The organism is Brevibacterium sp. HMSC08F02 (assembly GCF_001807555.1).
Taxonomy (GTDB): domain Bacteria; phylum Actinomycetota; class Actinomycetes; order Actinomycetales; family Brevibacteriaceae; genus Brevibacterium; species Brevibacterium ravenspurgense.
Map to the genome: position 1 here is coordinate 1 of NZ_KV789368.1, position 4,475 is coordinate 4,475.

At 58.5% G+C, this 4,475-nt stretch carries 5 protein-coding genes and 1 pseudogene; 2 read left to right on the forward strand and 4 right to left on the reverse strand.

What is annotated here, in order from left to right; all coding sequences use genetic code 11:
• The 3 genes from HMPREF3172_RS10810 to HMPREF3172_RS10165 all read right to left on the reverse strand — a co-directional run.
• A partial coding sequence (locus HMPREF3172_RS10810; protein WP_141741637.1) for an integrase core domain-containing protein occupies window positions 1-151 on the reverse strand: 151 nt, incomplete at its 3' end.
• A gap of 139 nt (window positions 152-290) precedes the next feature.
• Window positions 291-785, reverse strand: a complete 495-nt coding sequence (locus HMPREF3172_RS10345) for an IS3 family transposase (RefSeq protein ID WP_083281539.1) — start codon at window positions 783-785, stop codon at window positions 291-293.
• Entirely contained in the window at window positions 785-1,102 is a 318-nt protein-coding gene (locus tag HMPREF3172_RS10165) for a transposase (RefSeq protein ID WP_061941125.1), read from the reverse strand. The genes HMPREF3172_RS10345 and HMPREF3172_RS10165 overlap by 1 nt, the downstream gene beginning before the upstream one ends.
• Window positions 1,103-1,288: 186 nt before the next feature.
• On the opposite strand from HMPREF3172_RS10165, the gene HMPREF3172_RS10170 reads away from it, so the two are divergent.
• Window positions 1,289-1,804, forward strand: coding sequence for an aldo/keto reductase (locus tag HMPREF3172_RS10170; protein WP_083281540.1), 516 nt, complete (start codon window positions 1,289-1,291; stop codon window positions 1,802-1,804).
• A gap of 200 nt (window positions 1,805-2,004) precedes the next feature.
• The gene (locus tag HMPREF3172_RS10175; RefSeq protein ID WP_070517319.1) at window positions 2,005-2,901 is read left to right on the forward strand and encodes a 3-hydroxyacyl-CoA dehydrogenase; all 897 of its coding nucleotides are present in this window, start codon (window positions 2,005-2,007) and stop codon (window positions 2,899-2,901) included.
• 249 nt (window positions 2,902-3,150) lie between these two features.
• On the opposite strand, the pseudogene HMPREF3172_RS10180 reads toward HMPREF3172_RS10175, so the two are convergent.
• Window positions 3,151-4,475, reverse strand: a pseudogene (locus HMPREF3172_RS10180) (cell surface protein); the annotation flags it as partial.

Here is a 4,475-nt window from a genome sequence, read left to right on the forward strand (position 1 = left end):
GGCCGATCCGTACACCACCATACTGGACACTACTACGGGTCGTCCGGCGCTTACGGTCGTAGAACTCGGTTTTAAGCGTCGACCAGAACGACTCAGCCATCGCGTTATCAAAGCACACACCAGTACGCCCCACGGACTGAGCAATGCCCAGGCTGCGGCAAACCTCTCAGAGCTGCTCGCTAGTGAATTGAGCTCCGCGGTCAGCGTGAAACACCAGCCCATCAGGAACGTCACCACGCAACGTGTGCGCCATCCGCAGGGCCCGCTCGACCAGGGAAGTATCTTGAACGCTATCCATAGCCCAGCACCCGGCGGGAATGGCCATCGCGGACCGCGCACAAGTACAACCAGCCTTCACCGGTGCGCAAGTAGGTAATATCTGACATCCACACCCGGTTGAGCTCACCAGTATCAAACATGCGCTTGACCAGGTCAGGAAGCGTGGACTTACGCTTAGCTTGAATCGTTGTCACCGGGACAAAGGCCCGCGGTGAAATCCCCTCAATCCCCATCATGCACATCCGTTTAGCCACAGTCTTACGGTTAAGCGCAATGTGGTAGCGCTCGGCAAGTTCTGCGGTGATCCGCGGCGCACCATAAACCTCATCGGAGTCTTTCCAAATCCGGTGAATCTTGCGGTCAACATCATCGTAAAATGCTGCACGATCATCTTCGCCCGATAGTCGCTTCTGCTGCGTATGGGCCCATTTGTAGTATCCAGACCGAGACACTTTTAAAAGCCGTGCCATGCGCTTGATGCTGTAGTTCGCCTTCTCCTGCTGCATCAATTCGAACTTTTCTGCTCGCGTTGCTTCGCAGCGAAGAAGGCTGTCGCTTTTGACAAAAACTCGTTATCCATCTTGGCTTCAGCCAGCTCCCGACGAAGACGAGCATTCTCAGCACGAAGATCAGCCTCGCTCATCCCATCTGATGCTCCTCGGCGCTCACGCTCGAGTTTGACCCACCGGCCTAAAAGCCCGGCGGACACACCAATCTCCTTAGCCACATGAGCAATCGGACGCCGCGACTCTATTACCAGGTTCGCGGCTTCACGCCGATACTCCGGCGTGTACTTCTTGCGCTGTTGACTCACAATGAACATCCTCTCCTACGGACACAAGATCCGCACTAATAGGGTGTCCACTAAACGAGGGTAACCTCACAAGCAGTTCGTCGGACTCGAGGGTTGGCGTCACAACATAACCTTTCGTCATTGACATGTGGTCATCCCATTATCTGACTTACGCATCTGAACACTCGACCAGTGGAGATCCGTCTGGATCATTGAGTGTTCGGGTCTTGGCCTAACCCGTCGCGCGGACTCACCGTTGAGACGTGGGAAACCCTCGTGCAGCTGAAGGAGGAAGGCGTCATCACCCACGTGGGTGTGTCGAACTTCCGTCCCGAGCAGCTCACCGAACTGCACGACGCCACCGGGGTATGGCCGGTGATGAATCAGATTCAGCTTTCCCCTGCGCTGGCCCGCAGTGAGGCTGTCCGCTTCCACGCCGAACACGGCATCGTCACTGAGGCGTGGGGCTCGCTCGGTATGCGTGAAGGCCTGCTCGACCAGATTGTCGTTCACAAGATCGCTGCCAAGCATGACGTCGACCCACACCAGGTGGTGCTGAAGTGGATTGTTGATCAAGGCATCATCGTGATTCCCAAGTCGAAAGACCCGCAGCGTCAGGCCTCGAATGCCACCTTCAACTTCGAGCTGGATGACGATGACCGCGCCCTGCTGGCCACGCTTGATCTCGGAGAAGAACACGCGTGGGACAGCCGCGAGCACGAGGAATGGTGAGGTTTGTCCGCGAAGACCGCAGCCCGAGCGGCTCTGGCGATCGCATCGATCGAAGCACCTGCACAGACGGAATCGCCAACGGAATAATTCGCGGTGCCCAGGCGTTTGCGTAGATAGAGGGCCAACTGGCAGAAAGCTCGAGATCTCAGAGATGTTGACCCGCGCGAATAAGAGGACTTTTCTCTTTGGAGATGACAAATATGACTGAGTTCAAGACTGTAAGCATCCTCGGCGGCGGCGTTCTCGGATCACAGATCGCCATGCAGGCCGCATACCACGGCAAAGACGTCACGATTTACGATCCCTTCCAGGAATCGCTCGACAAGCTTCCCGCGCGCTGGGAGTGGATGCGCGCCGGATACGAAGAAGACCTTGAAGACTTCACTGCCGACAAATTCGATGAAGCTCTGAAGCGGATCTCCACCACCACTGATCTGGAAGAGGCTGTTTCAGACACGGACATCGTCATCGAAGCAGTCCCAGAAAACCTTGAACTCAAGCGTGAGACGTGGGAAAAGGTGGGCAAGCTGGCTGATGAGCGAACCGTGTTTGCGACGAACACCTCGTCGCTGCTGCCGTCGCTCTTTGCTGACTCGTCCGGCGCTCCCGAACGCTTCCTTGCCATCCACTACGCCAACCGCATCTGGAAGCAGAACCTCGCCGAAGTCATGGGAACTCCCAAGACGGACGAAAAGTTCGTCGAAAAGGCCCTGAAGTACGCGGAAGAAACCGGCATGGTTCCCGCTCACGTGAAGAAGGAAACCCCCGGCTACTTCCTGAACTCGATGCTCATTCCGTGGCTGAACGCAGGCAAAGACCTGTACATGAACGGAGTCGGCAACCCCGAAGACATCGACAACGCCTGGAAACTCGGAACAGGCAACCCCCGCGGTCCGTTCGAGGTCTACGACGTCGTCGGCTTCCACGTTGCCTCCCACATTGCCCGCAACTCCGGCACAGAGATCGGCAAGGGCTTCGCCGACAAGCTCCAGGAGGCCATCGACGCTGGATACAGCGGTGTTGCTGATCGCAAGGGCTTCTACGTCTACGACGATGCCGGCAACATCACCGGCGCAAACGACTTCTTCAAGCAGTAATGCGCTGAGCCTCAGCTGCTGTTCATGCTGGGGCAAGGAGAAGCGCAAACTTCCGACCCTTCTCGGGGGAGCCGGCCCCTGGGCTTGACCTACCATCTGCGCGGATGAATCTGTGCCACAGACCCCTAATACAGATGGCTAAAAGGACTGCCGGCCCGCCGGCTGTCGAAAGGGTGGAAAGCGAACGGCCGGCCGGGCTTTCGCCCGACCGGCCAGGAGAGAGTCACTGCAGGAGTTCCTGCGTTTCGCTTAGATTCGGCGACCAGAAATGATTACGGCCGCTCCACCGACTGCAAGCAGTGCGATGCCAGCAAGCCCAACTGCCAGACCGGTCGCACCGGTGCGCGGCAGGCTGCCGGATGCGGAGGAGCTGGGCTTCGTGCCATTGTCCTGAGAACCTGAAGTTCCCGAGGTGCCGGGCTTGTCAGCTCCAGGAGCTTCCGCACCGGGCTTCTGGTCTTCAGGGTCCTTGGCTTCCGGCTTGCCCTTGTCGTTTTCGCCTGCTTCAGGAGCCTCTTCGGGGTCGTTAGCGTCCGGTTCGTTCCCTTCGGGGTCCTTGTCTTCAGGGTCCTTAGCCTCGGGGTCCTTGGGCTTGTCGCCGTCATTGTCCGGGGCGCCGGGCTCGTTCACATTGGGGTCCTTAGTCCCGGGTTCTTTGGCGCCCGGATCCGTCGGCTTGTCGTCACCGTTTTCCGGTGCTTCGGGCTTGGTCGGGTCCTGCGCTTCGGGGTCCTTAGCCTCGGGGTCCTCGGGTTTGTCGCCGTCGTTGTCCGGGGTGTCGGGTGCTTCGGGTTCGTTGGCTTCGGGATCCTTCGGGTCCTGCGGTTCCGGATCCTTGGGGTCGTTAGCCTCGGGATCCTTGGGGTCGGTCGGCTTGTCGCCGCCGTTGTCCGGGGTGTCAGGAGTTTCCGGTTCCTTCGGATCCTGCGGTTCGGGGGCTTCCGGTTCCTTGGGCTCTTCTGCCGGGAACAGCGAGTTCTTCTGTTCGTCGGTGAGGTTGATGTTGGAGCGGTGCAGAACCGTTTCGTCGTTCGGGTTGCCGTGGGCTACCCATACGACGGTGTCGTAGTTGGTGTCCTTGTTCAGCTTGTCTGCTGCTACGGTCGTCTGGGCGTCGAGCTTGCCGTCCTTGATGGCGCTGCTGGGAATGTATTCAACGGCAACCGGTTCCTTCGACGACTTTTCTGCTGCAGCCGACTTAGCGGACGGACGTGACAGTTCGATTTCGCTGTTCTTGACCTTACGGTCGACAATTGCGACGTAGACACCGTTGGCATCCTGACCAGTGCTGGCCTTGGGCAGCACGCCATAGCCTTCGCCGGTCACATTGACCGTCAGGCCCTTGTCAGAAACAGAGTGCGTGCTCTTAGTGGTGTTCTTAATCGTCTCCTCATCGACTTGCGGTTCAGGCTCTTCGGCCGTGTACTTCACGGTGAGAGCAGTGGGCTTCTTGCGTGGGTCCGCAGCTCCGCCGGAGGTGTACCAGTACTGGGTCTGGCCGGTCTGTACGTTGTAGTCCACCCAGCTGCGGGGGAATGAGCCCCAGCCGTCTTTTTCTTTGTTCTGGTCTGGCT

Coding starts and splice junctions, on each gene's coding strand:
- HMPREF3172_RS10345 (WP_083281539.1), bottom strand. CDS start 785: ATGCAGCAGGAGAAGGCGAACTACAGCATCAAGCGCATGGCACGGCTT.
- HMPREF3172_RS10165 (WP_061941125.1), bottom strand. CDS start 1,102: ATGTTCATTGTGAGTCAACAGCGCAAGAAGTACACGCCGGAGTATCGG.
- HMPREF3172_RS10175 (WP_070517319.1), top strand. CDS start 2,005: ATGACTGAGTTCAAGACTGTAAGCATCCTCGGCGGCGGCGTTCTCGGA.